15 protein-coding genes and 2 riboswitches are annotated in these 25,261 nt (G+C 60.0%); of the genes, 7 read left to right on the top strand and 8 right to left on the bottom strand.

Annotation, left to right across the window (positions count from 1 at the left end; all coding sequences use genetic code 11):
- Positions 1-116 precede the first annotated feature (116 nt).
- Positions 117-4,943, top strand: coding sequence for a dermonecrotic toxin domain-containing protein (locus tag ACA071_RS17160; RefSeq protein WP_497640243.1), 4,827 nt, complete (start codon positions 117-119; stop codon positions 4,941-4,943).
- A 43-nt stretch (positions 4,944-4,986) separates the two neighbouring features.
- Positions 4,987-8,778 (top strand): dermonecrotic toxin domain-containing protein, encoded by a 3,792-nt coding sequence (locus ACA071_RS17155; protein WP_497640242.1) that lies wholly within the window; start codon positions 4,987-4,989, stop codon positions 8,776-8,778.
- A gap of 72 nt (positions 8,779-8,850) precedes the next feature.
- On the opposite strand, the gene ACA071_RS17150 is transcribed toward ACA071_RS17155, so the two are convergent.
- The gene (locus ACA071_RS17150; protein ID WP_149658171.1) at positions 8,851-9,345 is read right to left on the bottom strand and encodes a DUF934 domain-containing protein; all 495 of its coding nucleotides are present in this window, start codon (positions 9,343-9,345) and stop codon (positions 8,851-8,853) included.
- Complete coding sequence (locus tag ACA071_RS17145) at positions 9,329-10,987, bottom strand: nitrite/sulfite reductase (RefSeq protein WP_497640241.1); 1,659 nt, start codon at positions 10,985-10,987, stop codon at positions 9,329-9,331. Before ACA071_RS17145 ends, ACA071_RS17150 begins: the two co-directional genes overlap by 17 nt.
- A 523-nt stretch (positions 10,988-11,510) precedes the next feature.
- Here ACA071_RS17145 and ACA071_RS17140 point away from each other — a divergent pair.
- On the top strand, positions 11,511-12,584 hold the full coding sequence (locus tag ACA071_RS17140) for an ABC transporter substrate-binding protein (RefSeq protein ID WP_497640240.1): 1,074 nt from the start codon (positions 11,511-11,513) through the stop codon (positions 12,582-12,584).
- A gap of 6 nt (positions 12,585-12,590) precedes the next feature.
- On the opposite strand, the gene ACA071_RS17135 is transcribed toward ACA071_RS17140, so the two are convergent.
- Together ACA071_RS17135 and metH are read right to left on the bottom strand one after the other, a co-directional pair.
- On the bottom strand, positions 12,591-12,809 hold the full coding sequence (locus ACA071_RS17135) for a DUF2970 domain-containing protein (protein WP_497640239.1): 219 nt from the start codon (positions 12,807-12,809) through the stop codon (positions 12,591-12,593).
- Between the two features lie 204 nt (positions 12,810-13,013).
- The gene (gene metH, locus ACA071_RS17130; protein WP_497640238.1) at positions 13,014-16,724 is read right to left on the bottom strand and encodes a methionine synthase; all 3,711 of its coding nucleotides are present in this window, start codon (positions 16,722-16,724) and stop codon (positions 13,014-13,016) included.
- Between the two features lie 155 nt (positions 16,725-16,879).
- Here metH and ACA071_RS17125 point away from each other — a divergent pair, with 155 nt between their 5' ends.
- From ACA071_RS17125 to nfuA, 3 genes are all read left to right on the top strand, one after another.
- On the top strand, positions 16,880-19,165 hold the full coding sequence (locus tag ACA071_RS17125) for a fatty acid cis/trans isomerase (protein WP_497640237.1): 2,286 nt from the start codon (positions 16,880-16,882) through the stop codon (positions 19,163-19,165).
- Positions 19,166-19,343: 178 nt separating this feature from the next.
- Positions 19,344-20,378, top strand: coding sequence for an acyltransferase family protein (locus ACA071_RS17120; RefSeq protein ID WP_497640236.1), 1,035 nt, complete (start codon positions 19,344-19,346; stop codon positions 20,376-20,378).
- A 57-nt stretch (positions 20,379-20,435) separates the two neighbouring features.
- Complete coding sequence (nfuA, locus tag ACA071_RS17115; RefSeq protein WP_497640235.1) at positions 20,436-21,020, top strand: Fe-S biogenesis protein NfuA; 585 nt, start codon at positions 20,436-20,438, stop codon at positions 21,018-21,020.
- 169 nt (positions 21,021-21,189) lie between these two features.
- On the opposite strand, the gene cobM is transcribed toward nfuA, so the two are convergent.
- The 4 genes from cobM to ACA071_RS17095 form a co-directional block, all read right to left on the bottom strand.
- Entirely contained in the window at positions 21,190-21,936 is a 747-nt protein-coding gene (cobM, locus tag ACA071_RS17110; RefSeq protein WP_497640234.1) for a precorrin-4 C(11)-methyltransferase, read from the bottom strand.
- Positions 21,937-22,018: 82 nt separating this feature from the next.
- Entirely contained in the window at positions 22,019-22,432 is a 414-nt protein-coding gene (locus tag ACA071_RS17105) for a cobalamin biosynthesis protein (protein ID WP_497640233.1), read from the bottom strand.
- A complete protein-coding gene (locus ACA071_RS17100) occupies positions 22,429-23,136 on the bottom strand; it encodes a CbtA family protein (RefSeq protein ID WP_213938106.1) in 708 nt (235 codons plus the stop codon). Before ACA071_RS17100 ends, ACA071_RS17105 begins: the two co-directional genes overlap by 4 nt.
- Positions 23,137-23,147: 11 nt before the next feature.
- Complete coding sequence (locus tag ACA071_RS17095) at positions 23,148-23,339, bottom strand: CbtB domain-containing protein (RefSeq protein WP_214382938.1); 192 nt, start codon at positions 23,337-23,339, stop codon at positions 23,148-23,150.
- Between the two features lie 118 nt (positions 23,340-23,457).
- Positions 23,458-23,686, bottom strand: a riboswitch (cobalamin riboswitch).
- A 199-nt stretch (positions 23,687-23,885) separates the two neighbouring features.
- Positions 23,886-24,100: riboswitch (cobalamin riboswitch) on the top strand.
- Positions 24,101-24,196: 96 nt separating this feature from the next.
- Between ACA071_RS17095 and cobW the strand changes: the two genes are divergently transcribed.
- On the top strand, positions 24,197-25,261 hold the full coding sequence (cobW, locus tag ACA071_RS17090; RefSeq protein WP_149661247.1) for a cobalamin biosynthesis protein CobW: 1,065 nt from the start codon (positions 24,197-24,199) through the stop codon (positions 25,259-25,261).

The following is a 25,261-nucleotide window of genomic DNA, read 5'->3' as shown; positions in this document are numbered from 1 at the left end:
TGTTATCAACTATTAGCGCTTTTGTTTGAGGTGTCGGGCGATAGACTAAATGTTCTTATCAGTCGCAAGGCTCGCTGAATATGTCTTCAACTTCAAATGATTCAAAAGCTCAGACCATGACGCCTGAAGAGCAAGGTGTCTTTTTTGATTTCTTCAAGCGTAAAGAACTCCCGCAATGGTTGCTCAAGGCCACTTCTGAAAGGCGCAAGGCCCTGCAAGCCAGCCTGATCGGCAGTCACCATTCCCGCGCCGATGCCGTCAAGGCCATGGCCGGGTTGAAAAGTCCGGAACAGTTCTGTGCCCCGCTATTGGCCAAGGCTCTATCGGATAAGTTGGGAGTGCCTCTGGATATAAAAGGCGTCGTTTTTCAGCATGTTCGCTCTACTTCAAGTTTGTTGGGGCTACGGAAAAAACTCGTGCTGCCCATCGATCGGGACTTGCTTTCCGCAGCCTGTGAAAACTTTGAGGTCAGTGAAACTCTGGCCGATAACTATCATGAACAATCCTTGATCTATCAGCCGGAGCGAGTTAACGGAAGAGGTAATGTTGTGCTGGCAATCCAGCCCCATGAATTTGCTCAATTGTGCCGCACTCTGGACTTGGGCAAGCAATACCAAACCCATCTCGACAGCGTGTTCGAACCGTACGCCAACAACGGCGAAGTCCGTGATAAATGCACGGCGCACTCGCGGCGTCGGTTTGATGCCGACCGGCAGATGGCGTTGATGAAGGGGCACATCGATGAGAAGGTTTTTCAGATGCTGGGGCAGGTTCTGGAAAACAAGCTGTCGATCAAGCTCGACAATCATAGCGTTGCTTACAAACGCCTGGACTTGTTGGGCACAGCGATTCATGGAGCCATACTGTTGGTGTCGGTCAGCGACGGGGCTTATCGCGACAACCCTTGCGTTTTGTATGTGCCGGGCGACCCGGATCAGTCATTGAAGCAGTACCCGACCTACAGGCAGTTTGAATTCCACTTCAGTACTCGGTTACGAGTCGCAACGTTTCAAACGTTTGTCGCTGGGGCCGTCTCATTGGCCGACCGTGCCAGGTTTCAAAGCCATATCAAGGACCGATTATTGCGGCCTACAGCGGGCTTTATGCTGCCTTCCGCCACAGCCTTTATCCCCATTACCGCCATTGCCTCGGGCAGCGATCCGTTTGCCGAACTGTATCGCCAGCACGTGGTGCTCACCATGGCGAACGCGCGGCAACTGGTCGTGCCGACTGATGATGAAGACGAAAAATCACGGTTGGCCCGACTGGAGAGCTACCAGGAGATAGGTGTTGATATCGCGCTGTTCGCCGCGTCGTTTATTCCGGTGGTGGGTGAGGTATTGATGGCGGTGGCGGCGGTGGAACTGTTGGGCGGCGTGTATCACGCCATCGACAGTTGGGCCGCCGGGGAGCAGGAGCAGGCCACGGATTATTTTTTCGATACGCTGGAAAATCTCATCATCATGGCGACGCTGTCCGCGGGCATTGGTGCCGCTAAAGCGGCATACCTCAAAGTGCGCGGTTCGGGCTTTGTTGAAAGCTTGCGCCAGATCAGGTTGAGCGGTGACGAGGAGCGGTTGTGGAAACCGAGTCTGGTGCCGTATCGCCAGGGCATCACGCTGCCGGCCTGGCTCAAGCCTGATGAGCGAGGCCTGCGCTGGCTCGACGGCCAGGCTTATCTGGTGGTCGGCAAACATGTCTATGCCGTTCGACCGCAGCCGAACAGCGGTCTGTGGGAAGTGCAGCGGCCGTCCATTCGGGACCGCTATCTGCCACGACTCGAAACCAACGACGCGGGCGCCTGGCGTCACGATTCCGAACTGCCCCGGGAGTGGGATCGACTGCGGCTGTTTCGACGAATGGGCTACTCGGAGCGAGACATCCCGGATGCCAGGGCGCTGCAAATTCTGACGGTCAGTGCCATTGATGAGCGGGTTTTGCGTCGGGCGCTGATCGACCGCGTCAATCCGCCGGCCTTGTTGGTCGACACCGTTCAACGCTTTGCGGCCGATCAAACGGTGATGCGGTTCATTGAGCAATTGAACGGGGTAACGACCGCGGCTTTGGCCGATGCAGATTTGCAATTGCGGTTATTGCCGACACTGAAGAAATGGCCGACGCAGACGCGGATCAAAGTGGTCGATGCCGAAGGCAAGACGCTTGAGGCATTCGCCCATGCCGATGCCACCGCCACGGGCAAAACCATCGCCCTGACCCAGGCGCAGGTTCACAAAGGGCAGTTCTACCCCAGCCTGCTGGCGGGCCTGAGCGCCACTGAACGGGAAAGCCTTCTGGGCTCGACGACCAAGGTGCCTGCCGAACAGGTCGAAGCCCTGGTGAAAGCGCTGGCGCAGCAGGCTGATGTTCAGCGGCTGGCTCTGTTTGCCTGGGTGTACCAGCGCGTCACGTCTGCGCACGGAAGCCGTTGCGTAGCCTTGCGCAATCAATTCCCCGACCTGCCGGTCAGCATCCTCGATGAGTTGGTCCATTATGCCAACAGCGTTGAATGGGATGAGCTCGACGCCGGCAAAGTACCCTTGCGTCTGGCCGAGGAAGCCCGCCGATTTCAGCAGGTGGTGCGTATCAGCCGGGCCTATGAGGGGCTCTATTTGAGCGCTGCCGGCGGGATCGACACCGATCGGTTGGTATTCAATACCCTCAAGCGTCTGCCGGGCTGGACAGGCGATATTTATATCCGCTTGCTGGAGTGGTCGTTCTATACCGAAGATTTCGCCAGCCTGGGCTCGGAAACTGCGACACAAAAACTGTTGATGAGCGCCCACCCGGATCGATACGACGTCGCGGACGAAAATTATGAAGTGCGCAGCTACCTCCCCGGGCGCACGCGTGAGCATTACTTCCAGGCCCTCTGGGAAGGGCTTTCGCCACTTCGTCGTGCGGCGCTGGGTGTAGTGGCGGATGACCGCGGCGTGGCGCTGCGGGAAAAGATCACCGCGCTGGCACTGGAGCGTCGCGAGATGGCCGGTCAGGCGCTGGGCGTTGCCTTTCGCCATGCGGGTTATGTCTCGCCCATGCGTCTGGCTGATCCCTTGCTGGGTACCGCGACCGGGCTGCCCTCCCGGACGGTGACGTCGACGGGCAAATCGGCTGCACTGATCCGTCGTGCCCAAGAGCTGTACCCCACTCATACGCTGGAACAGATCGATACTTTTCTCACCGGGCTGGGGCCGGTCGAGATACTGGCCGTCAGGAAGCTGGAGAGCCTCAGGCTCGAGTTTCTGACCTTGCATGAAGTGCTGCAAAACTGGATCAAGCGCGACACATGGTATTACGCGTCGGAGGGGGCAAGGCTCAAAGTCTCGGCGCTGGCCAAAACCAGGGTCGCCCTGGAAATTATCCGCTGCTGGCGCAAGGAAACACCGAGTAAGTTCACCCTCGATGGCCGGCTGTATGAACTGTCGTTACCGCCGTTGCAGATGGGGGACATGCCGCTCATTACCGGGGATTTCAGCCATGTTGGCACGCTGATAATGGATCGCGTCGGAGCGAGTGCCGGGCTGAACAGCTTTTTGCATAACTTCAGACAACTGCGAAAACTGTCACTGGTGGGCAATCAGTTGACTCGGGTGGCGCAGGCCATAGGCAATATGCCCCGGCTTGAAACCCTGGATTTAAGTGAAAACCAGATTCGCCTGACCAGCGCTTCTGCCGATGAACTGGCCGGACTGACCCAACTCAAGACCCTGAACCTGAGTCATAACCCGACCTTGAACCTGACGCCCAATGTTGCGCAGATGACCCAGCTCGAACGGTTGGACTTGTGCAATACGGGCATCGATGAATGGCCACCGGGCGCCACCGGGCTGTCCCGGCTGCGGGTCCTGGACCTGCGTTACAACCGCATCAGCAAGATCCCCGAAGACGTTTATGCCGCTTCCAGCCAGTTGAACAGTGGGACTGAAATCGCCGGTAATCCACTGACCCCCGAGACGCAACAGCGGGTCTTGAGTTATCAACTGACCTCGGAAATCAGCCTCGGCCTGACGGCCTCCGGGCAGTCGCTGGCACTGGTTGAGGTCGTGGAGGACATGACCATGAGTTCTACCTGGCTGACAGGTGCCAGTGTCGAGGAATCGGTGCGAAAGCGTTTGCTATGGAGCTCGTTGTTAGCCTACCCGGAAGGCCGGCCGTTCTTTTTGCTGCTGACGCAACTGCGTTACACCGCCGATTTTCGGATGGTTTATCGCTCATTGAGCCAGCGGGTCTGGGACGTGGTGTCGGCGGCGACCGAAGACGATGCCTTGCGGCGATCACTGTTCCGCATGGCTAACACCGGCCGCATCAGTGCCGATGGCTATTCATTGTTGTTCAGTGACTTGCACGTGCGGGTGCTGTGTTACCGGGCCATGAGTGTCGCCCGAACCGGAGCCGACACCCTGGAAGGTGAACTGGCCCGATTGCTGCGCGGTCTGTTCCGGCTACAGGAAGTCGAGCGGCTGGCCTCGAAAAACATCCTCTCGCGCCGGCGCACCGGCCCGGTCACCGACGAGCAAGCCATGGAAATCAGCCTGTCTTATCGGATCGGCCTGGCTGAGCGGCTGAATCTGCCGGCCCAGCCTCGGGAGATGAACTTCCGGCTGGGTGTCGAGGTGATCCCGCAGACCCTCGATTGGGTCTACACGGAGGTAGTGAAGGCAGAGCACACCACGCAGTTGATGGACTGGATCACGGCTCAGGAATTCTGGACCCAATACCTGGAAAGTGTCTATCGCGAACAGTTCGACGAGCTGGTCATACGGGCCGCGGTGTCCTTTGCCCAGCTGGACGGGCGACAGAACTATACCCGCGAGCAGTTCACCCAAAGCATGGACGGCATCGTCACCAACTATGCCAACGAACGTACGGCGCTGTTCAGGCACTTGACGTCGCACACCCTGGAAAGGAATCCCGGGCTGTTACTGCCGGTGGCGGTGGCCGGCTGAAGCGCACACGTCCCGAACAACCGATCATTGCAAAGGATTGCTTATGAAGACAGTTGAACTGCATACGCCCATTTTGGGCAGTGAACAGGGCATGGCAAGCCTTGCCCTGGAGCGCGTATTGCCAATGACGCCAGCGCAATACGCGGCAACGTTGATCGAGCAACGCTGGGGCGCCGAGCCCGCGAAGGCGCTGCTGGTAGACCTCAATTATGATTTTTATGGTTATCCCGTCGTTGGGGATATTCACTTGGGCAAGGTGGGCGCCTCACAAAGTCTGGTGCACGCGTTGTTGAGGAACTACCAGACCGTAGGCGCGGGGCGCTTCGGGGAAACGGCTTTCGGGCTGTATACGCCGCCCGTGACCGGACCGTCGGTGCGTATCGTCAGCATCGACGAGTCGATCAACCCCGGCGGCGGCTTTCGTGATTACGAAGGCATCTACCGCCAGATCACCCCGCAAACGTACGGCCCGGACACCCAACTGGCCCTGCAACCGGCCGCGTTCAAGCAGTGGGTCTGGACGCTGGAGTTCAAGGACTTGTACGCCGCTTATGTGCGTAATGCCTGGCCTGAGGACGAGCCACTGCTCGCCGCCGATGCTTACCCACTGCGTACGGCCGTGAAGGCTGCGTTTGTGATGGCCGCCTGGTTGCAACACCAGGAAAACAGCTTGAGCGCGCGAGGGCTCGCTGTGGCGCTGGGCGCTGCGGGACTCAGCAGGCAACAAACGTGGGGGCGTTTGACGGTCGAGCAGATGCAGGTGCGGGCAGCGATTGATCCGTCAATCGAAGCGGCGCGCCTGACCCTCTATCGCTACACCTCCACCGATATCTGGAGCTTCACCGACAAGGCCTCCGGGCGAATTGTGCTCTACGTTCCGGGGAACTCATCGCCGTTTCAGGAGTTTGTCGGTCTCCCGGCCTTGTATCAGTGGGTGCTCGATATCGGCCGGGACGCTCTCAAACGTCAGGCATTGGCGGCGCATTTTGCCGAAGACGACCGTGAGGACGGCACCTTCCATGCCGGCGTATTGACCGCGCTGGCGGGTATGGCCATCTACCCCCGGCAATACCGGATGAAGAAGGGACACGGTTTCTTCAATAACGATGGGTACTGGCCTGCGGCCGATTACATTCACCTGAAGGCGCTGACCGACACCACTGACCCGTTCACGCACTGGGTGCGGGAGATGAAGCAAGCCGCCCAGGCGAGCATCGACAGCATTCGCGACGATGCCCAGGTCAACCGGGACAACCTCAGTGCTGTGATTGAACCGGTGGTGCAGTGGATCAGCCGCTTCGGGCCGCTGGCCTTGTTCGTCCCGGGCAGTGAAGGTTTGCTGGCCCTGGCGGGGTTGATCGATGCCGGTTATGGCCTGGATCAGGCGGTGGCGGGCAAGACGCCGGATGAGCGCTCCGCCGGAGTCACCCGTACGGTATTTGGTTTGCTGAACGCGTTGCCGTTGGCAGGCGCGGCCATCAAGTCCGAGACGCAGGCTGCATCGGCCAATGTTCATGTGCCGGAGGTAATTGATGTGCCCGAGGTGCTTGAAGAGTCGTTGCCCGCACCGTCGATGGCGGCCGATGTTCGGCTTCGCCTGCTACGTGGCCTCGGCCCCGAGGTTGAGTCGCTGAGCGACGAAGTGTTGGGCCAGATCGGCCACGTTTGCGAGATCGACAATGAACTGCTGGAACTGATGCAGGCCGGGCGGCGGGCGCCAACGCCGATCCTGGCGGACACCATTGCCCGGTTTCGAATCGACCGGGAGGTGCAGAGTGTCGAGCAGTTCCAGCAACGCTACGCGGCGCTCCAGCACTCGGATAATGGGTGGGTGAAACTGTTCCAGCAGCACTATCCGGGATTACCCAAGGGGGCCATTGAACAGATACTCGAGCGCTCCGGCGTGGAGATCGAAGCGCCCCATACCCCGGCCGACGCCAAACGGGTATTGAGCCAGCTGAGCGCCAAGGCGCAGCAGTATGAGTTTCATGTGCGGTTGGCCCGTGCCTACGAAGGTCTTTACCTGCGCTCGGTCGAGTGTGCCGACAGCGACGTGCTGGCGTTGCATTCGCTGTCGCGGTTGCCGGGATGGTCTCCAATGACGCGCATCGAGATTGTCGATGGCGCCCGAGTGCAGGACAGCATCGGCCCTCGCGCGGGCGGTCATTATCGCCAACTGATCAAGCAAGGTTCGCGGTATCAGGCAAACCCGCCAGTGGCGGGCAGCACGCGAGACTTCCCGACTGCGCTGCTGGATGCGCTGCCCCCCGAGCAACGCTCCGCCCTGGGCTTGCGCCCAGGCAGCGCACTTCAGGACTTGCAGGTCAAACTCCGTGAATCTGCGCTACCTCGCGCCGAACTCGAAGTGGGGCTGCGTCGAATGGATTCGGGCATGCCGTTCGACAGCCTGGGCTTGCGCGGTGGCGGGTATCCGGTCACGGCTCAGGGCGAGGTGCTGTCCCTGGAAGTCGTGAAGTTACAGCTCAAGGACATCTATCCGCAGATGACGGCGCAAGAGGTCGAGGCATTTATGCAGCGCTGGGGCACGAGCGTCCAGACCCAAATGGCGAGCCTCAACTTTCAGTTGCGGCAATTGCGCATCGACTTGGTGGACTGGATCGAGCGGGTCGAGGCCGATGCCGAAGACATGGATATCGAGTTGCTTGAACCGGGTGATGAGAATGCCCAAGGCATGAGTGTCGAGGAGATTGAAGAGGAAAACGGCGAGCGCATCAACGACGCCATGGAATATGAACGCCAATCCAGAATCGAGCTGTCCATGGACCTGGAAGCCTTGTGGCAGCGGCGGGGCGAGCCGGCTAGCCGTGTGTATGTCGAGGGGCAGTTTGTGGGCTTTCACTTGGGCCTTGACTTCGAACAGATGCACTGTCTGCCTGTCCTGAACGTCAAACTGCCGGATGTCGTAGCGTTCTCTGCCTCGAACTTCACGATAACGCAGCGCGACAGTCTGCCAAGGTTTCTGGAATGCTTCCCCAACCTTCGCACGTTGGATCTGGAGGGCACCGACCTGCGTCTCGCGCAGCCGCAGGGTGGGTGGAGCGCTGGCGTGCCTGAGCCTGTTTGGCAATTGACGCAACTCACGCGCCTCAATCTAAAGGGGACCCATCTGGCGCTGACCGAGCAAACGGCTGGCAAGTTGGGCGAACTGACCCGTCTTGAAGAACTCGACCTCAGCGACAACCCACTGAATGTTCCGCCCATGGTGCTGCAGATGCCCGCATTGCGGCGTCTGAACTTACGCGCCACGGGGATCAGTGTCTGTCCGGTGGGGATTCTCGATCACCCGTATCTGCAGCGTCTGGATCTGCGCGACAACCGGATTTCGCGGATTCCCGACGCGGTGCGAAAACAGTCCGTGAGCCCGGATAACGTCTTGGTGATGGGTAATCCATTGAGCGATGCGGACACGCTGCATTGGGTAATGACCCACCGCCAGCAAAGCGGAATCAACGTGTGGATAGGACCGCCGAACCTTGATATTGCCCGGCCGCAAGCCTGGCTGGTGGGGCTTTCGCCGCCGCAGTCGGCCTTGCAGGTACAACGTTGGGAGCGTTTGCTGGCGAAGGTGGGCAGCGAACGGTTTTTTGGCACGCTTGAGGTGCTTCGGCGCACGGCGGATTTTCAGGTGGACTACCTGCCGCTGCAACAACGGGTATGGCGGATGGTAGACGCGATGGAGGCATCACCGCCCCTGTGCCGGCACCTGTTCCTGGAGGCGCAGTGGGCGCCTATCGACGAGGCTGACCCCTTTGTCAGCCTGCGCAGGCTGGAGGAACGCATTGCTGACTATCGGGCGTCGGGCACCGCTCAATAGCTCGCACTTTCTGACAGGCGAAAAAAAACCTTGAGTCCCGGCACACGGCCGAGACTCAAGGTCTTTCAGCGATCAGCGGCGACGGAACAGCGGCAGCGGCTCATCGGTAGCGGCCTGATACGTCACCGAGAAATCCTTGAGACCTTCAAGGGCTTCGTACGGGTCTTTATCGGCGCGAATGGCAAACGCGTCGAACCCGCAGCGGTGCAGGTAGAACAACTGGTCGCGCAGCACATCGCCAATCGCCCGCAGTTCGCCTTTGAAACCATAACGGTCACGCAGCAGACGGGCGTTGGAGTAGTTGCGGCCGTCGGTGAAGGCCGGGAAGTTCAGGGCGATGACCTGGAAGTTGTCCACGTCGTCACCGATTTCTTCGGCTTCTTCATCGGCGTCCAGCCACACACCCAGGCCGCCATCGCGGGCCTTGAGCATACGACCGTGTTCGCGCCACAGCGCCAGCGGCACGATCAGGTCGTCGCAGTTGCTGATCTCGTCGATGTTGAAATCCTTGGGCAGCAAGTGCCAGGTTTCGTCGACGACCTCGTTGTTCTTAATGATTCGCTGCATAGACGCGCTCCTTGAAGAGGTCGATGCCAATACGCTGATAGGTGTCGATGAAGCGCTCGTCTTCGTGACGTTGTTCGATGTACACGTTGATCAGCTTCTCGATCACATCAGGCATGGCTTCCTGGGCGAAGGACGGGCCGAGGATCTTGCCCAGGCTGGCGTCACGGCTGGCGCTGCCACCCAGGGAAACCTGGTAGAACTCTTCGCCTTTCTTGTCCACCCCGAGGATGCCGATGTGGCCGACGTGGTGGTGACCACAGGCGTTCATGCAGCCGGAGATGTTCAGGTCCAGCTCGCCGATGTCGAACAGGTAGTCCAGGTTGTCGAAACGACGCTGGATCGATTCGGCAATCGGGATCGACTTGGCGTTGGCCAGGGAGCAGAAGTCGCCGCCCGGGCAGCAGATGATGTCGGTCAGCAAGCCGATATTCGGCGTGGCGAAACCTTGCTCGCGCAACTCGCCCCACAGGGTGAACAACTGAGCCTGCTCAACGTCAGCCAGGATAATGTTCTGCTCGTGGGAGGTGCGCAGTTGACCGAAGCTGTAACGCTCGGCCAGGTCGGCCACGGCGTCGAGCTGCTTATCGGTGATGTCGCCCGGTGCAACGCCGGTCGGCTTCAGGGACAGGGTCACCGCCACATAACCTGGCTTCTTGTGCGCCAGGGTGTTGCGGGTGCGCCAGCGGGCGAAACCAGGGTGTTCTTTGTCGAACTGAGCCAGTTCGGCAGCCTGATTGTCCAGGGCCTTGTAGTCCGGATCAACGAAGTGCTTGGCAACGCGATGCACTTCGGCCTCGGTCAGCGTGGTCTGGCCACCGCGAAGGTGCTCCATTTCCGCATCGACTTTTTGCGCGAAGACTTCAGGGGTCAGGGCTTTGACGAGGATCTTGATCCGCGCCTTGTACTTGTTGTCGCGACGACCGTAACGGTTATAAACCCGCAGGATGGCGTCGAGGTAGCTCAACAGGTCCTGCCACGGCAGGAATTCATTGATGAACGCGCCAACCACTGGGGTACGACCGAGGCCGCCACCGACCAGCACACGGAAACCCAATTCGCCCGCGGCGTTGTGCACCGGCTCAAGGCCGATGTCATGGACTTCGATGGCTGCACGGTCGGAGGTCGAACCGTTGATGGCGATCTTGAATTTACGCGGCAGGTAGGCGAATTCCGGGTGGAAAGTGGTCCACTGACGGACGATTTCGCACCATGGACGCGGGTCGATCAACTCATCGGCAGCGACACCGGCGAACTGGTCGGTGGTGACGTTGCGCAGGCAGTTGCCGCTGGTCTGGATCGCGTGCATCTGCACGGTCGCCAGTTCAGCGAGGATGTCCGGAATGTCTTCCAGCGCCGGCCAGTTGAACTGCACGTTCTGCCGGGTACTGATGTGGGCATAGCCCTTGTCGAAGTCACGGGCAATCTTGGCCATCATTCGCGTCTGGCGCGAAGTCAGTTGGCCGTAAGGCACCGCCACCCGCAACATCGGGGCGAAACGCTGGATATAAAGGCCATTTTGCAGGCGCAGGGGGCGGAATTCTTCTTCGCTCAGCTCGCCTGCCAGATAGCGTCGGGTCTGATCACGGAACTGCTTGACGCGGTCCTCGATGATCCGCTGATCGTACTCGTCGTATACGTACATATAAGTCCTGTTCTCAGGCTTGGGCCGGTCGGTTCCAGTTGCGTTTTTCGCTTGCTGAAGTTTCCGATACTGCCTCGGCAATTCTGCGCGCACGGCCGCGCACTCCCTACGGAGCCGGGGCAAGATACCAGTTTGCAGTTATGCGCAAAAGTGATGTTTGAGTATATGTAAAGAACCAAAACGACTAACGAGATCCATTATTGCTAAACCCACATTTGTGGTGCGGGCAATCGTCGTCTTTACTGTGGTCGAGTCTTTATGCAATCACCGATAAAACCGACAAGAGGCGATGCAATGAGCAACCCAACCAAAGCAGGGAAAAGCGACAGTACGGTCGATGCCTGGGCGATTTTGTTCCTGATCATCCTGGTCGTAGGAACAGCGGTGTTCTGGGTCAGTCACCAATAGCGACACTGTCCGGGCCCGGTTTCGACGGATTGTCGGACAAAATCGGAATAATCCCCGTTTTTTCGGGCGTTCGCTGGCTATAATGCGCGGCGAATTTCCGGGGCTCGGACCATTAATGTTGAAGTTTCTGTTGGGTGTATTGCTGACGCTCGGTTCGGTCTTTGGACCGTGCGCCCAGGCGGCGACGGTGTTGTTTCTTAATCCGGGCAGCACCACAGAAGCGTTCTGGATCAGCTATTCGCAATTCATGCAGGCGGCTGCCCGGGACCTGGGCATGGACTTGCAGATTCTCTATTCCCAACGCATGCCCGAACTGACGATTGCCCAGGCCCGCACAGCGCTGCAAGGGCCTCATCGGCCGGACTACCTGGTGTTTGCCAACGAACAATACGTAGCCCCGCAAATTCTGCGCCTGGCCCAAGGCAGCGGGGTGAAGCTGTTCATGGTCAATGCGTCCCTGACCGACAATCAACTGAGCCTGCTGGGTGACCGCCCGGATCGCTTGGGCAGCCTGGTGCCCAACGACGAGGAGGGCGGCTACCTGATGCTCAAGGAACTGATCCGCCTGCATCCGCCGGTGGCGCCTGGCCAAACCGTCGAGTTACTGGCGTTTTCCGGCCTGAAAATCACCCCCTCGGCGCAACTGCGGGAAAAAGGCATGCTGCGCGCCTTGGCCGAACACCCTGAGGTGCGCTTGCGCCAACTGGTCTACAGCGGCTGGACCCGTGAACGCGCCTATGAACAAGCGAAACTGCTGTTTCGGCGATACCCGAAGGTGTCGCTGGTGTGGTCGGCCAATGACGAGATGGCGTTCGGCGCCATGCAGGCGTATGCGGAGACGGGGGGCACGCCCGGCAAGGACGGGTTATTCAGCGCGTTCAACTCCTCTCCCGCAGCCCTGAAGGCTTTGGTCGACGGGCGCTTGAGCGTGTTGTTGGGGGGGCACTTCACTCTGGGCGGCTGGGCACTGGTGGAACTGCACGATATCGATCAGGGCGTGGACCTGAATCAGTATGGTGGCCGTGACCGGCAAATTCCGTTGTTGCAGTTGATCGATAAGGCCCAGGCCAAGCGATTGCTGGCCATGGGCGATTCGCCGGATTTCGGGGTGAACTTCCGGCAGCTGTCAGCCAAGGGGCGGCCGACCTCCTATCGTTATCCGTTCAGCCTGCAAACGCTGATGCACTGAGGCCGGTCAAACCCCGGCCAGCAACAGCACCAGTTTCACGATGCCAAACAGCGACAGCGCAAAAATCGCCGTAAACAGAACCCCCAGAATCACGAAATGACTCGGCTTGCCGTGGGTGAAGTCCCGGGCGCGATTCTTCCCGCTCTGCACCCCGAATGCCGCGGCTATCACGCTATGGAGCATCTGCCACAAGGTGGGTGGCTTGTTGTCGACTGGATCGTCCATAAATCCCTCGTCATGTTTGTGTGTCAGGCAAGCATAGACAATCGACGCGAATCCTGTAGGGGCGAGGGCGGGAAGTGTTGACGTTGATCGTTCCCACGCTCTGCGTGGGAATGCCTCAATGGACGCTCTGCGTCCGCTTTGGGACGCAGAGCGTCCCGGGCTGCATTCCCACGCAGAGCATGGGAACGCTCATGGGCAGGGAACTTAGTTGTCGTAACCGAGGTTCGGCGCCAACCAACGCTCAGTCACGCTCAATTCCTGGCCTTTACGCGACGTATAGCTCTGCACCTGATCCTTGTCGATCTTGCCCACGGCGAAGTACTGCGCCTGCGGATGCGCGAAGTACCAGCCGCTGACCGCTGCCGCCGGGAACATCGCGTAGTGTTCGGTGAGGAACACGCCGCTGCGGCCCGCGTGCATTTCGCTGGCTTCAGGGTCGAGCAGGGCGAACAGCGTGCCTTTCTCGGTGTGATCCGGGCAGGCCGGGTAGCCAGGAGCAGGGCGGATGCCGGTGTATTGCTCTTTGATCAGCGCCTCGTTGTCCAGCGTCTCGTCCTTGGCGTAACCCCAGTGCTCTTTACGCACCTGCTGGTGCAGCCACTCAGCGCAAGCCTCGGCCAAACGGTCGGCCAGGGCCTTGACCATGATCGAGTTGTAATCGTCGCCCGCGTCCTGATACGCCTTGGCCACTTCTTCGGCGCCGATCCCGGCGGTGGTGATGAACCCGCCCACGTAGTCAGTGATCTCGCTGTCCTTCGGCGCCACGAAGTCGGCCAGGGAGAAGTTCGGCTTGCCATCGGTTTTGATGATCTGCTGACGCAAGTGATGCAGCTTGGCAATCGGCTTGCCGTCATCGCCATAGACTTCGATGTCGTCCTCACGCACCTGGTTGGCCGGCCAGAAACCGAACACCGCACGGGCGCTGATGAGTTTCTCGTCGATCAGCTTGGCGAGCATTTCCTTGGCATCGGCGTACAGCGAAGTAGCGGCTTCACCGACCACTTCATCTTCGAGGATGCGTGGGAACTTGCCGGCCAGGTCCCAGGAGATAAAGAACGGCGTCCAGTCGATGTACTCGGCCAGCACCTTCAGATCAATATTGTCCAACACACGAGAACCGGTAAACGTCGGCTTGACCGGCTCATAAGTGCTCCAGTCAAACTGTGGCTTCTTGGCGATGGACGCCGGGTAGCTCAGGCGTTCGGTGCGGGCACTGCGGTTGGCGGTGCGCTCGCGGACTTCGATGTATTCCAGGCGCGTCTTCTCGATGAAGGCCGGCTTCAATTCCTTGGACAGCAACTGCGTCGCCACGCCCACGGCGCGGGAGGCGTCGGTGACGTAGATCACCGCGTCGTTGCTGTATTTCGGCTCGATCTTCACCGCCGTGTGCGCTTTGGAAGTAGTCGCGCCACCGATCATCAACGGCAGGTGGAAGTCCTGGCGCTGCATCTCGCGGGCGACGTGGACCATTTCATCCAGCGACGGCGTGATCAAACCGGACAGGCCGATGATGTCGCACTTCTGCTCTTTAGCGACCTGCAGGATCTTCTCCGCCGGCACCATCACGCCGAGGTCGACGATGTCGTAGCCGTTACAGCCCAACACCACACCAACGATGTTCTTGCCGATGTCGTGCACGTCGCCCTTGACCGTGGCCATCAGGATCTTGCCCTTGGCTTCCGGCTTGTCGCCTTTTTCCAGTTCGATGAACGGGATCAAGTGGGCCACGGCCTGCTTCATCACGCGGGCGGATTTCACCACTTGCGGCAGGAACATTTTGCCGGCGCCGAACAGGTCGCCGACGATGTTCATGCCGGACATCAACGGACCTTCGATCACTTCGATTGGCCGGGTGAACGACTGACGGGATTCTTCGGTGTCTTCAACAATGTGCGTGGTGATGCCCTTGACCAGGGCATGTTCCAGACGCTTGTTGACCGGCCAGCCGCGCCACTCTTCAGTCTCGGCTTCCTTGACACTGCCGTCGCCCTTGTACTTGTCGGCGAGGGCGAGCAGGGCGTCGGTGCCTTCCGGGGTGCGGTTGAGCACCACGTCTTCCACGGCGTCACGCAGTTCGGCGGGGATCTGGTCGTAGATCTCCAATTGGCCGGCGTTGACGATGCCCATGGTCAGGCCGTTGCGAATCGCATACAGCAGGAACACCGAGTGAATCGCCTCGCGCACCGGGTTATTGCCGCGGAACGAGAACGACACGTTGGACACGCCACCGGAGGTCAGTGCATACGGCAGCTCATCGCGGATGTAGGCGCAGGCATTGATGAAGTCGACGGCGTAGTTGTTGTGTTCTTCGATGCCGGTGGCGATTGCAAAGATGTTCGGGTCGAAGATGATGTCTTCCGGCGGGAAGCCGACTTCGTTGACCAGAATGTCATAGGAGCGTTTGCAGATTTCTTTCTTGCGCTTTTCGGTGTCGGCCTGGCCGGCTTCGTCGAAGGCCATCACGACGACTGCGGCGCCATAGCGCTTGCACAGTTTGGCGTGATGAATGAACTGCTCGACGCCTTCTTTCATGCTGATCGAGTTGACGATGCCCTTGCCCTGGATGCACTTCAGGCCGGCTTCGATCACTTCCCACTTGGAGGAGTCGATCATGATCGGCACGCGGGAGATGTCCGGTTCACCGGCAATCAGATTGAGGAAGGTCACCATGGCCTTCTTCGAATCGAGCATCCCTTCGTCCATGTTGATGTCGATCACCTGGGCGCCGGCTTCGACCTGTTGCAGGGCGACTTCCAGGGCTTCGGTGTAGTTGTCTTCACGGATCAGACGGGCGAATTTGGCCGAGCCGGTGATGTTGGTCCGCTCACCGACGTTGATGAACAGCGAGTTGCGATCGATGGTGAACGGTTCCAGGCCGGACAGGCGGCACGCCTTCGGAATCTCCGGAATCACTCGCGGTGCGTAACCGGCCACGGCTTTGGCGATGGCTTCAATGTGACCCGGTGTGGTGCCGCAGCAACCGCCGACGATGTTGAGGAAGCCGCTTTGGGCGAATTCTTCGATGACCTTGGCGGTTTCCGCCGGCAGTTCGTCGTACTCGCCGAATTCGTTCGGTAGGCCGGCGTTCGGGTGCGCCGAGACGTGGGTGTCGGCCTTGTTCGACAGCTCTTCCAGGTACGGACGCAACTCGCTGGCGCCGAGGGCGCAGTTCAAGCCGACCGAGATCGGCTTGGCGTGGGCCACGGAGTTCCAGAACGCTTCGGTGGTCTGGCCCGACAGGGTGCGGCCGGAAGCGTCGGTGATGGTGCCGGAGATCATGATCGGCAACTCGATGCCCAACTCCTCGAACACCCCTTGCACGGCGAAGATCGCGGCTTTGGCGTTCAAGGTGTCGAAGATGGTTTCGATCAGGATCAGGTCGGCGCCGCCCTCGATCAGGCCTTTGGTGGCCTCGGTGTAGTTTTCCACCAGTTCATCGAAGGTCACGTTGCGGTAGCCGGGGTTGTTGACGTCCGGCGACAGCGAGCAGGTGCGGCTGGTCGGCCCGATCACGCCGGCGACGAAACGCGGCTTTTCCGGGGTTTCCAGGGTCTTGGCGTCGGCTACCTTGCGGGCCAGGCGTGCGCCTTCTACGTTTAACTCGTACGCCAGGCCTTGCATGCCGTAGTCGGCGAGGGAAACCTGGGTGGCGTTGAAGGTGTTGGTTTCCAGAATGTCGGCGCCGGCATCCAGGTAAGCTTTTTCAATCGAACCGATCACGTCCGGGCGCGTCAGCACCAACAGGTCGTTGTTGCCCTTCACATCGCTCGGCCAGTCGGCGAAGCGTTTGCCACGGTAATCCTGCTCTTCGAGCTTGTAGCTCTGGATCATCGTGCCCATGCCGCCGTCGAGAATCAGGATGCGCTCTTTGAGGGCGTGCTTGAGAGCTTGAAGGCGAACACTGCGATCGGACATTTGGACTACTCGGAAAGACCATGACGAAGGGCCGGGATAATAGCAAACCTGTGCGCTTTTAGAGCATGTCACGGTTTTGCATGAATATCGCTCATGTTGGTGGCGGTGGTAGACCGGTAGAATCGCGGCGTTTTGTCATGATCGGGACCAGGGATATGTCGTATCGCGTCGTCGTCAGCATTTTAGTGCTGCTTTCAAGCTGGGGCGCCGCTGCGCAAAGTCCCGAAATTTCCTACACCCGTGACATTCAACCGATCTTCACCGAAAAGTGCGTGGCCTGCCATGCCTGCTACGACTCCGCTTGTCAGCTCAACCTGGGCAGTGGCGAAGGCGCGGCCCGAGGCGCAACCAAAGTCCCGGTCTATGACGGTGAGCGCAGCGTGGCGGCGGCGCCAACCCGGCTGTTTTATGACGCCTTCGGCAAACTGGCCTGGCAGCACAAGGACTTCTATTCGGTCCTCGACGCTCAGGGCAGCCAGGCGGCGCTGATGGCGCGAATGCTGGAACTCGGCCACAAAACCCCGTTGACCCCCAACGCCAAGTTGCCGGAAGACATTGTGCTGGGCCTGAACCGGGAAAACATGTGCGCGATGCCGGCGGAGTTCGACGGTTACGCCAGTGCCCACCCGAAAGAAGGCATGCCACTGGCGGTGACTGGCTTGACCGATCAGCAGTACCAGACCTTGCAGCGCTGGCTCGCGTCCGGCGCACCGATTGACGAGCAAGGTTTGGTGCCCAGCGCCAAAGAAGCGCTGCAAGTCGTTCAGTGGGAAAACCTGCTTAACGCGCCGGGCTCTCGTGGCAGCCTGGTAGGGCGTTGGCTGTTCGAACATTGGTTCCTGGCGCACATTGACTTCAAGGATGGCGAACCGGGGCATTTTTTCCAATGGGTGCGTTCGCGTACGCCCACCGGCCAGCCGATCGACCTGATCAATACGCGCCGTCCGAACGACGATCCGGGTACACAGGTTTATTACCGACTGTGGCCGGTGCAGGGCGTGATCGTCCAAAAGACCCATATCACCTATCCGCTGAGCGCGGCGAAGCTGTCTCGGGTCAAGAGCCTGTTCTTCAGCGGTAACTGGCAGGTCAACGCCTTGCCCGGTTACGGCCCGGAGCGCCGGGCCAATCCGTTCACCACGTTCGAGGCGATTCCGGCCCAGGCGCGCTATCAGTTCATGCTGGATAACGCCGAGTACTTCGTGCGCACCTTTATTCGCGGCCCGGTGTGCCGGGGCCAGATCGCCACTGATGTGATTCGCGATAACTTCTGGGCGCTGTTCCAGGCGCCGGAGCACGACCTCTATATCACCGACCCGAATTACCGCGGCCAGGCCACGCCGTTGCTGGCGATGCCGGGGCAGAACGACGATGTCGGCAGCGTGCTGAGCCTGTGGCACGACTACCGTAACAAGCGCAACGAATACGAAGCCCTGCGTCGGGACAGTTACGCCGATGCACCGGCGCCGAGCTGGTCGACGTTGTGGGCGGGCAATGACAATGCGCTGCTGACGATCTTTCGGCATTTCGACAGCGCTTCGGTGAACAAAGGCCTGATCGGTGATGTGCCGCAAACCATCTGGCTATTTGATTACCCGCTGCTGGAGCGCACCTATTACCAGTTGGCGGTCAACTTCGACGTGTTCGGCAACGTCTCCCACCAGGCTCAGACGCGGCTGTATTTCGACCTGATCCGCAACGGCGCCGAGCAGAACTTTTTGCGCCTGATGCCCGCCGATTCCCGGAACGACTACCTCGACGATTGGTACCAGAGCAGCGGCAAGTTCAAGATGTGGCTGGATTACGAAGCCATCGACAATGACAAACCAACGGCGCTGAAACTCGACGAAAAAGACCCGAAACGGGATTTCGCCATGCAGTTGCTGACCCGTTACGGCGACCTCAATGCCAAGCCCGATCCGATCAACCGCTGCGACGGCGCCTATTGCTCGCGGCCGAACATCGACCCGGCGTTGCAGAACGCCGAGCAGGCCCTGAGTCGCCTGACATCGCGGCCGGCGGCGGGGTTGAAGGTGATTGATCAGTTGCCGGAAGCGACCCTGCTGCGCATTGAAACCGCGAGCGGCAACCGCGAGATCTACAGCCTGTTACGCAACCGCGCCCACAGCAACGTGGCGTTCCTGCTCGGTGAATCCCTGCGTTATCAGCCGGGGCTCGACACCTTGACCATCTATCCGGGCGTGCTCAGTAGTTATCCGAACTTCATGTTCAACATCCCGGCGGAGCAGGTGCCTGATTTTGTCGACGCGATGGAAAACGCCAAGGACGCTCATCGCTTCGAGAAAATCGTCGAACGCTGGGGGATTCGGCGCAGCCATCCGCAGTTCTGGTTTTACTTCCACGACCTGAGTACCTACATCCACGAAACCGACCCGGTGGAAGAGGGCGTGCTGGACATGAACCGGTACGAGAATCTTTGATCGACCTTTGAAGATCGCTCGGTGTCCCATCTGTAATGCACCGCCAATCCCCCACAGGAGCGAAGCTTGCTGGCGAAGAGGCCGTCACATTCAACATTGATGTCGACTGTCAGACCGCTTTCGCGAGCAAGCTTCGCTCCTGCCAGGGATGTGGGGTGATTTGACGGGAGGGCGGTTGATGTTGATTTCGGTACAAGCCCTGCGCTTCATCGCTGCCTGGGCGGTGGTTGGCCACCACTTCATGCAGATTTTCTTCGACTTCCAGGCCCGAGGTCCGGTGGGGCAGGCGTTTATCGACAAGGGCGCGGTGGGCGTTGATGTGTTCTTCGTCATCAGCGGCCTGGTGATTTTTCTGTCGACCGAGGGCAAGTCGCTGCCGCCGACGCGGTTCCTGCTGTATCGGCTGTTTCGGATCGTCCCGGCGTACTGGCTGTACACGGTGCTGATGGCGCTGGTGGTGGTGTTTGCCCGACCGGTATTGCCCGATCAGAGCGTGGATTGGTCGCATTTCCTGCTGTCGCTGTTGTTTATTCCTACGGAGAATCCAGGTGGCTACGGGATTTATCCGACACTCAACGTCGGCTGGACGTTGAACTACGAAATGCTGTTTTACCTGTTGTTCGGGTGGGCGTTGCTGTTCCGCCTGCACTTCAGGCTATTGATCGTCGCGGCGTTGCTGTTCGCGGTGTGTCAGGCCTGGACCGGTTATGGCTGGGTCAGCGAGTTCTACCGTTCGGACATCGTTTATGAGTTCTTGCTGGGGATCGCCATCGGCATGATCTACCGCCGAGGCTGGATCAAGCAGGGGTTGTGGCTGCCGCTGCTGGGGATTGGCTGCTCGTTATTGGCCATTTATCACTGGGCGCCGGAACCTCGATTCCTCGTCTGGGGTTTGCCGAGCGCCGTACTGGTGATGGCGTGCATCTCGTTGGAACGCTATGTCGAGAACAACCGGGTGTTTGCACTGCTCGGTAATTGTTCCTACTCGGTCTACCTGATGCACGTGCTGGTGTTATCCGCCGGTGGATTTGTCGCACAGCGTTATGGCGTGAATCCCTACGCGATGTTCGCCGTTTGCGCGGCGACCATTGGCCTGGCGTCCTGGGCAAGTTACGAATGGGTGGAAAAACGCAGCTATCGGTGGCTTAAAGCCTGGATTGACGGCGAAACAGCTGCTCAACCCGCGCTGGCGCTTTCCCGACAAAAATACTAGGACTTTGTGCAGCGCGATGATTGGCGTAAACTGCGCCCAAGCCTGCGAGGAGTTTCCATGACCGCTATTACCATCACTGACGCCGCCCACGATTATCTGGCAGATCTGCTCTCCAAGCAGAACACCCCAGGCATCGGCATCCGCGTCTTCATCACCCAGCCTGGCACCCAGTACGCCGAAACCTGCATTGCTTACTGCAAGCCGGGCGAAGAAAAATCTGAAGACACCGCGTTGGGGCTCAAAAGCTTCACCGCGTACATCGATTCGTTCAGCGAAGCTTTCCTGGACGACGCGGTAGTCGACTACGCCACCGACCGCATGGGCGGCCAGCTGACCATCAAGGCGCCAAACGCCAAAGTCCCGATGGTCAACGCCGACAGCCCGGTCAACGAGCGCATCAACTACTACCTGCAAACCGAGATCAACCCGGGGCTCGCGAGCCACGGCGGTCAGGTCAGCCTGATTGATGTGGTCGAAGACGGCATCGCCGTACTGAAGTTCGGCGGCGGTTGCCAGGGCTGCGGCCAGGCAGACGTCACCTTGCGCGAAGGCATCGAGCGCACCTTGCTCGAACGCGTTCCCGAGCTCAAGGGTGTTCGCGACGTGACCGACCACACGCAGAAAGAAAACGCCTACTACTAAGTAAGGTGTTCGCTGCAAACTTAAAAAACGGCGCCCCGTGAGCGCCGTTTTTTTTGATCGTTCCCACGCTCCGCGTGGGAATGCAGCCCGGGACGCTCCGCGTCCCATCCAAAGCCGAACGCGGAGCGTCCGTTGAGGCATTCCCACGCAGAGCGTGGGAACGATCACTCTACGGGCGATACAAATGCGCATGCCCCGCGCGGTATAGCGACGACTCACTAAACTGATCACTCCCCAGCACTCGACCCACTAAAATCAACGCCGTACGCCGAAACCCCTTGGCCTCAACCTTCGCGGCAATGTCCTCAAGCGTGCCCACGACCCAGTCCTGATCCGGCCAGGTCGCCCGGTGAATCACCGCGATGGGGCAGTCCGCGCCGTAATGCGGCAGCAATTCAGCCAGGATCTTCTCCAGATGATTGACCCCCAAGTGGATCGCCATGGTTGCCCCATGCTGCGCCAGGCTGCCCAGTTCCTCACCGGCTGGCATCGCGGTTTTGTCGGCGTAGCGGGTCAGAATCACGCTTTGTGAGATATCCGGCAGGGTCAGTTCGGCACCCAGTAGCGCGGCGCAGGCGGCGGTTGCGGTGACGCCTGGAATGATTTCAAACGGGATATCGAGTTCACGCAGGTAACGAATTTGCTCGCCGATAGCGCCGTATAAGCTCGGATCACCGGAATGCACACGGGCCACGTCTTGTCCCCTGGCATGGGCAGTCTTGATCAGTTCTATGATCTGTTCCAGGTGCAACTCGGCGCTGTTGACCACGGTTTCGGCCTGGTGGCCTTCCAGCACGGCCGCAGGCACCAGCGAGCCGGCGTAGATGATCACCGGACAGCTGCGAATCAGCCGTTGGCCTTTGACGGTGATCAGTTCCGGGTCGCCGGGACCAGCGCCAATGAAGTAGACGGTCATCGTCGGTTCCTGTCAGAAAAGAGGCCTGGGCAAGGCTTCAGATGAAGATTGCTCATGATCGAGGCGGGGATTATCGGGGACTTTATGCAGCGCTGGCCAATGCGAGGGTGGCCTGGGCGTATTTTTGTCGCGAAATCAGCAGCTTCGCGGGTGCCTGGGCCAAGTGCTCGGCCAGTGCCAGGGCCGCACTTTCCGCGACGCCGTAGCAGCCGGTGCGTTCGAAGGCGATTTGCGATTGATGGCTGAGTTGCGGCTGATAGCCCGCCAATTGGGCGCTGCTGAAGTACATCAGTTCCAGCCCAAGCTGCGCGGCCAACTCGACCAGGCCCGGTTCATCGCGTTTCAGGTCGATACTGGCCAGGGCCTTGATCTGCCGAAGTTCGATTTGATGCGCCTGCAGTGCCTGATCGAGCAGCGCCCGCAACGTGCTGGCGGGGCAGCCGCGCTGGCAGCCCAGGCCGACCACTAAGGTCGGTGCTGTGCTGTTATCGGTCATGCGTGGTATTGACCATCGCTTTTGCGGCGGAACAACCAGGCGCTGATCAGGCCGAGGGCCAACCAGAACACCACGTTGGTCAACTGCGAAGCAATTTTGAACTGCGACTCCAGAGCTTCCGGGGCCAGCATCGAGTGGACTTCCGGTTGCGGTGCGCCGATGACATGCGGAACCGCGAGGATCGCCACGCCGAGGATCTTCATCAGCCAGTGACGGCTGAACACGATTAGTGCGATGCCGACAGCGGTGGAGGCTGCCGTGCCGATCCACCAGATTTGCCGTTGCGCCAGATCGGCAGCGGCGGTGCCCGGCAATTCAGGTGGCAGGCCGAGGGTCGGCGCCAGAACGAAGGTCGCATAACCCGCCAGGCCCCAGAGCAGGCCCTGAGCGGTTTTGGTCGGCGCGCGCAGGGTGTAGAGCCCGGCGAGCATCAATGCAAAACCGACTGCTACCACCAGGTTACCGCCCGTGGTGGACAGCACGCGCTGCCAGCCGTCTTCCGGCTCCCAGGCTTCGGCATCGTGGGTGTGAGCGGCCATGGCGCCTTCGGTATGCTCGTGAGCTACGACGGCGGCAGGCTCGGATTTTTCATAGGTTTCCGCCTGCAGAATCAACGGGGCCACCCAGAAACTTTGCAGCAGGGTCAGCAACAGGGCGGCCAGCAGCCCGGTGAAACCTGCAGTTTGCGCGATACGCTTGATCATGTCGGCAGGTCTCAATGGCACGGGAACGCGGAGCTGTGACGGGTATCGTGCGCGGCGTTGTGCACCGCTTCGATGTGCGAGAAACCGGCGAAGTACACCAGGCACGCGCCAAGGATCGACGCGCAGACGGCGGCGGTCAGGCGTTGGCTCAGGGTTGTGGTGGTGCTGGCGGTTGTGTGGCCGGTGCTGCTGATGATCGACATGGCGCTTCCCTCTGGTCTGTCAGCGGGTGAATTGAGCGCATGAAAACCCCTGCGAGCGTGCGCGCAGAGGTTCAAACAGCGCCCGCCCACCGCGGGTTTGTTATTCAGTGATCGTACTGGTCACTTTGTGTTGCGGGCCGGTCTCCGGGCTCACGAGGGGTCAAGGCTTGCGCCGTAACCTGCAAGAATCGCCTTCCCATGCCGAACTGCCGGCACAGTGGATCTGATTCTTCGCTCGCTTACCGTTGCGGGGGCAGCACCGGACTGACATGGCTTTAGAGTAAAGCACATGATTCACCGGTTTCCCGTTTCACCCTGTGAAGGGCACCCGTAACAAAGCGTGTAGGAGAGCATGGGCGGGGCGGAGTAGTCAATTGGCAAGGGTTCTCGTTTGACCTGATCGCTCCCACGCTCTGCGTGGGAATGCAGCCCGGGACGCTCCGCGTCCCATCCAGAGCCGAACGCGGAGCGTCCGTTGAGGCATTCCCACGCAGAGCGAGGGAACGATCATCACCCCGCAGACATTGACCCGCCCCCACACCATGCGTAGCCTTGCGCTTTCGAGGTTCTTCGGCGTCTGCCGAAGCTAAGAAGGGAACGCGGTCGATGCCGCGGCTGCCCCCGCAACTGTGAACGGTGATGTTCGCTGCCACGCCACTGCAAACCCCCTCCAAAGGGTTCGCGGGAAGGCGCAGTGAATGCCAGGCCCGCAAAGTCGGCACACCGTCAGCCAGGAGACCTGCCTCGAAACGAATTCTCACTACAACCGGGCGGGGTGATCCGGTGGCGAAATCTTCCGCGCATCCATCGCTGCGGTCGTCGTCCCGTATGCCCGCCACCTTGCCAAAGGGCATCCGATGAAAACACTGGCCAAACTCCCCGTCACCATCGTTACCGGCTTCCTCGGCTCGGGCAAAACCACCTTGCTGCGCCATATGCTCGACAACGCCCAGGGTCGCCGCATCGCGGTGATCGTCAACGAATTTGGCGAGCTGGGCATCGACGGCGAAATCCTCAAGCAGTGCTCCATCGGCTGCACTGAAGAAGAAGCCAACGGCCGCGTTTATGAATTGGCCAACGGCTGCCTGTGCTGCACCGTCCAGGAAGAATTCTTCCCGGTGATGCGCGAACTGGTCGCGCGTCGCGGCGACCTCGACCACATCCTGATCGAAACTTCCGGCCTGGCCCTGCCAAAACCCCTGGTTCAAGCCTTCCAGTGGCCGGAAATCCGCAGCGCCTGCACGGTTGATGCGGTGATCACCGTAGTCGACAGCCCAGCGGTGGCCGCCGGCACCTTCGCCGCGTTCCCGGATCAAGTCGACGCCCAGCGCAAACTCGACCCGAACCTGGACCACGAATCGCCGCTGCACGAACTGTTCGCCGACCAATTGGCCAGCGCCGACCTGGTGATCCTGAACAAGGCCGACCTGATCAGCCCGGAAGACTTGGCCCGCGTGCGCCTGGAAGTCGCCGAAGAACTGCCGCCCGCCGTGAAAGTCATCGAAGCCAGCAGCGGTCGCGTGCCGTTGGACGTGCTGATCGGCCTCGGCGCCGGTTCCGAAGAACACATCGACAGCCGTCACAGCCATCACGATCACCACCACGGTGACGGTGATGACGATCATGACCACGACGCCTTCGATTCCATTTCTATTGAGCTGCCACAAGCCGACGAAAGCCTGCTGATGGACGCGCTGACCCAACTGGTGGTCAAGCACGGCATCCTGCGGGTTAAAGGTTTTGCCGCGATCCCGAACAAGCCGATGCGCTTGCTGATCCAGGGCGTGGGCACCCGTTTCGACAAGCATTTCGACCGTCAGTGGGGCGCCGATGAAGCGCGCACCACGCGTCTGGTGCTGATCGGCCAGGAACTGGACGCCGCACAACTCGAAGCGCAACTGCGCGCCGCGCTCAGCGTTTAA

It is taken from the genome of Pseudomonas sp. LBUM1646, from assembly GCF_059716165.1.
Note: the sequence above shows the minus strand (reverse complement) of the source record. Positions and strands in the feature narration are given on the sequence as shown.

Excerpts from the sequence above, each read along its gene's own strand:
- ACA071_RS17135 (WP_497640239.1), bottom strand. The coding sequence starts at position 12,809 with ATGGACGATCCAGTCGACAACAAGCCACCCACCTTGTGGCAGATGCTC.
- metH (WP_497640238.1), bottom strand. The coding sequence starts at position 16,724 with ATGTCCGATCGCAGTGTTCGCCTTCAAGCTCTCAAGCACGCCCTCAAA.
- ACA071_RS17100 (WP_213938106.1), bottom strand. The coding sequence starts at position 23,136 with ATGATCAAGCGTATCGCGCAAACTGCAGGTTTCACCGGGCTGCTGGCC.
- ACA071_RS17145 (WP_497640241.1), bottom strand. The coding sequence starts at position 10,987 with ATGTACGTATACGACGAGTACGATCAGCGGATCATCGAGGACCGCGTC.
- cobW (WP_149661247.1), top strand. The coding sequence starts at position 24,197 with ATGAAAACACTGGCCAAACTCCCCGTCACCATCGTTACCGGCTTCCTC.
- ACA071_RS17160 (WP_497640243.1), top strand. The coding sequence starts at position 117 with ATGACGCCTGAAGAGCAAGGTGTCTTTTTTGATTTCTTCAAGCGTAAA.
- ACA071_RS17155 (WP_497640242.1), top strand. The coding sequence starts at position 4,987 with ATGAAGACAGTTGAACTGCATACGCCCATTTTGGGCAGTGAACAGGGC.
- ACA071_RS17120 (WP_497640236.1), top strand. The coding sequence starts at position 19,344 with ATGTTGATTTCGGTACAAGCCCTGCGCTTCATCGCTGCCTGGGCGGTG.
- cobM (WP_497640234.1), bottom strand. The coding sequence starts at position 21,936 with ATGACCGTCTACTTCATTGGCGCTGGTCCCGGCGACCCGGAACTGATC.
- nfuA (WP_497640235.1), top strand. The coding sequence starts at position 20,436 with ATGACCGCTATTACCATCACTGACGCCGCCCACGATTATCTGGCAGAT.
- ACA071_RS17140 (WP_497640240.1), top strand. The coding sequence starts at position 11,511 with ATGTTGAAGTTTCTGTTGGGTGTATTGCTGACGCTCGGTTCGGTCTTT.
- ACA071_RS17105 (WP_497640233.1), bottom strand. The coding sequence starts at position 22,432 with ATGACCGATAACAGCACAGCACCGACCTTAGTGGTCGGCCTGGGCTGC.
- ACA071_RS17095 (WP_214382938.1), bottom strand. The coding sequence starts at position 23,339 with ATGTCGATCATCAGCAGCACCGGCCACACAACCGCCAGCACCACCACA.
- ACA071_RS17150 (WP_149658171.1), bottom strand. The coding sequence starts at position 9,345 with ATGCAGCGAATCATTAAGAACAACGAGGTCGTCGACGAAACCTGGCAC.
- ACA071_RS17125 (WP_497640237.1), top strand. The coding sequence starts at position 16,880 with ATGTCGTATCGCGTCGTCGTCAGCATTTTAGTGCTGCTTTCAAGCTGG.